This window comes from Streptomyces alkaliterrae (genome assembly GCF_007097205.2).
Classification (GTDB): domain Bacteria; phylum Actinomycetota; class Actinomycetes; order Streptomycetales; family Streptomycetaceae; genus Streptomyces; species Streptomyces alkaliterrae.
Genome location: NZ_VJYK02000546.1, coordinates 1 through 1,728, shown reverse-complemented (window position 1 = coordinate 1,728; position 1,728 = coordinate 1). Strand labels below are relative to the sequence as shown.

The following is a 1,728-nucleotide window of genomic DNA, read 5'->3' as shown; positions in this document are numbered from 1 at the left end:
GGGCGGCGGGGGTGAGGAGGAGGTGCGCGGTGACGGTGGTGTCGCCGATCTGCGTCATGTCCGCGCCGAGCGAGGCCAGCGCGCGTCGGGCGGCCGGGTTGCTCACGGTGGTGCTGGCCACCAGGTGGCGGGCGCCCATCCCCCGGGCCTGCTCGACCAGCTCCTCCAGGAGCAGCGACGCCAGACCGCGGCCGCGCACCGAGCGGCCCAGCCAGACACCGATCTCCACCGCCCCCGGCTCGTCCGCGACGGGGTCGAGCCGCGCCGCGCCGACCACGGCGCCGTCCACCACCACCGCGAACACCCGCTCCTTCGGGCGGGCGCGGGGGCGCTCGCGGTGGAAGCGCAGGAACGCCTCGCGACGCTGCCGGGTCCAGCCGGGCGGCCCTGCCACCGGCGGCATCACCTCGGCGGGCTCGGCGTCCCTGACCGCCGTCTCCAACAACGCGCCCAGCAGATCCTCGTCAAGCCGCCGCAGCTCCACAGCTCCCCCTGTCAGCTCCTACCACCGGCGACGTACCTCGGGGGAACGGCCGTCACCAGCCACACGCCGTTCCCGCTCAACCGGAACACATGTCCGTCGCGGTGCATCTCCCCCGAACGTATCGTCAGCACCACCGGTCTGCCACGCCGCGCCCCCACCCGGAGTGCGGTGTCCCGGTCCGTGGACAGATGCACCGCGTGCCGGCGCATCGGGCGCAGCCCCTCGCGGCGGATCGCCGGGAGGAAGCGGCCGACCGTGCCGTGGAAGAGGAAGTCCGGTGGTTCGCGGGGCGGTAGGCCGAGGTCGACCGGCACGGAGTGCCCCTGTTGGGCGCGAATCCGGTCGGCGTCCCGATCCAGGGCGAAGCGCTGCTTGTCGTTGGCGGTGACGACGGTTTCGAGCTCCGCGCGGTCGATAGGGAAGCCGTGCCGCGCGGCGGCGCGCAGCAGTACGGGGACGGCGACCCAGCCGTGCTCGTCCAGCAGGATGCCTATCCCCTCCGGCCGGTGCCGGAGGTGGCGCGAGAGGTACTTGGAGACGCGCGTCAGGCGTTGTTCGTCCATGACGGCCAGCATGCCGCCGGTGGCGAGTGGGCCAAAGGGGTTTTGGGTCAGGTGGGTTGGCGGCGCAGCGGGGTGCGGTGCAGCCGGCGGAGGACGAGGGCGGCGGGGGCGGCGGCGCCGAGCACGTAGCCGACGACGACGGCGACAAGGCCGACCAGGTCGGAGGCTGACTGGCCCTCCACCCACGCCTCCGGCTCGTTGGTGAACATCGAGACGAAGCGGAAAGCGAGCAGGACCGAGACGGCGAGGCTGAGCGCGCAACCGACGGTGGCGACCTTCGTCCCGACGGGCATCTCCCGGCGCAGCAGCACACCGCCGACCGCCAGCAGCACGGCGGTCACCACGAAGAACAACGCCATCGTCACGTCGCGGGTGAGGTAGGCGTACGTCAGCACGGGGAGGGCGGCGTACCAGAGGGCCGCGGTGAGGGCGGCGGTCGAGGCTGAGCGCATGGTGTGACTATATGTGGGCTACATGTGACTGTTCTGGCCGGTCTCGTGGGTGGCGGCCTCGGCGGCGGTGGTGTGGGTGCCGGTGAGGCGGTCGAGGGTGCGGGCGTGCACCTCGCGTTCCGTGGCGGCGGCGACGAAGGCCGTGAGTCTTGCTTCCAGTTCGGGTGGGGTCGTGCCGCCGTCGGAGCTGTCTCTTATAAACATCTGACGCTGCCTACGATCTTACGCG

The 1,728-nt window shown here is 72.3% G+C and carries 4 protein-coding genes; all 4 read right to left on the bottom strand.

The genetic code is table 11. The features are described 5' to 3' along the window. On the bottom strand, nucleotides 1-484 hold a 484-nt coding region (locus FNX44_RS26605; protein WP_323369682.1), incomplete at its 3' end, for a GNAT family N-acetyltransferase. A gap of 11 nt (nucleotides 485-495) precedes the next feature. Beyond that, complete coding sequence (locus FNX44_RS26600) at nucleotides 496-1,047, bottom strand: RNA 2'-phosphotransferase (protein WP_143651525.1); 552 nt, start codon at nucleotides 1,045-1,047, stop codon at nucleotides 496-498. Nucleotides 1,048-1,094: 47 nt separating this feature from the next. Further along, nucleotides 1,095-1,499, bottom strand: a complete 405-nt coding sequence (locus tag FNX44_RS26595; protein ID WP_143651524.1) for a hypothetical protein — start codon at nucleotides 1,497-1,499, stop codon at nucleotides 1,095-1,097. Nucleotides 1,500-1,517: 18 nt separating this feature from the next. Beyond that, nucleotides 1,518-1,703, bottom strand: a complete 186-nt coding sequence (locus FNX44_RS30140) for a hypothetical protein (protein ID WP_143651523.1) — start codon at nucleotides 1,701-1,703, stop codon at nucleotides 1,518-1,520. Nucleotides 1,704-1,728 lie beyond the last annotated feature (25 nt).

Bases quoted from the DNA above. Each gene is read 5' to 3' on its own strand.
- FNX44_RS30140 (WP_143651523.1), bottom strand. From the start codon at position 1,703: ATGTTTATAAGAGACAGCTCCGACGGCGGCACGACCCCACCCGAACTG.
- FNX44_RS26600 (WP_143651525.1), bottom strand. From the start codon at position 1,047: ATGGACGAACAACGCCTGACGCGCGTCTCCAAGTACCTCTCGCGCCAC.
- FNX44_RS26595 (WP_143651524.1), bottom strand. From the start codon at position 1,499: ATGCGCTCAGCCTCGACCGCCGCCCTCACCGCGGCCCTCTGGTACGCC.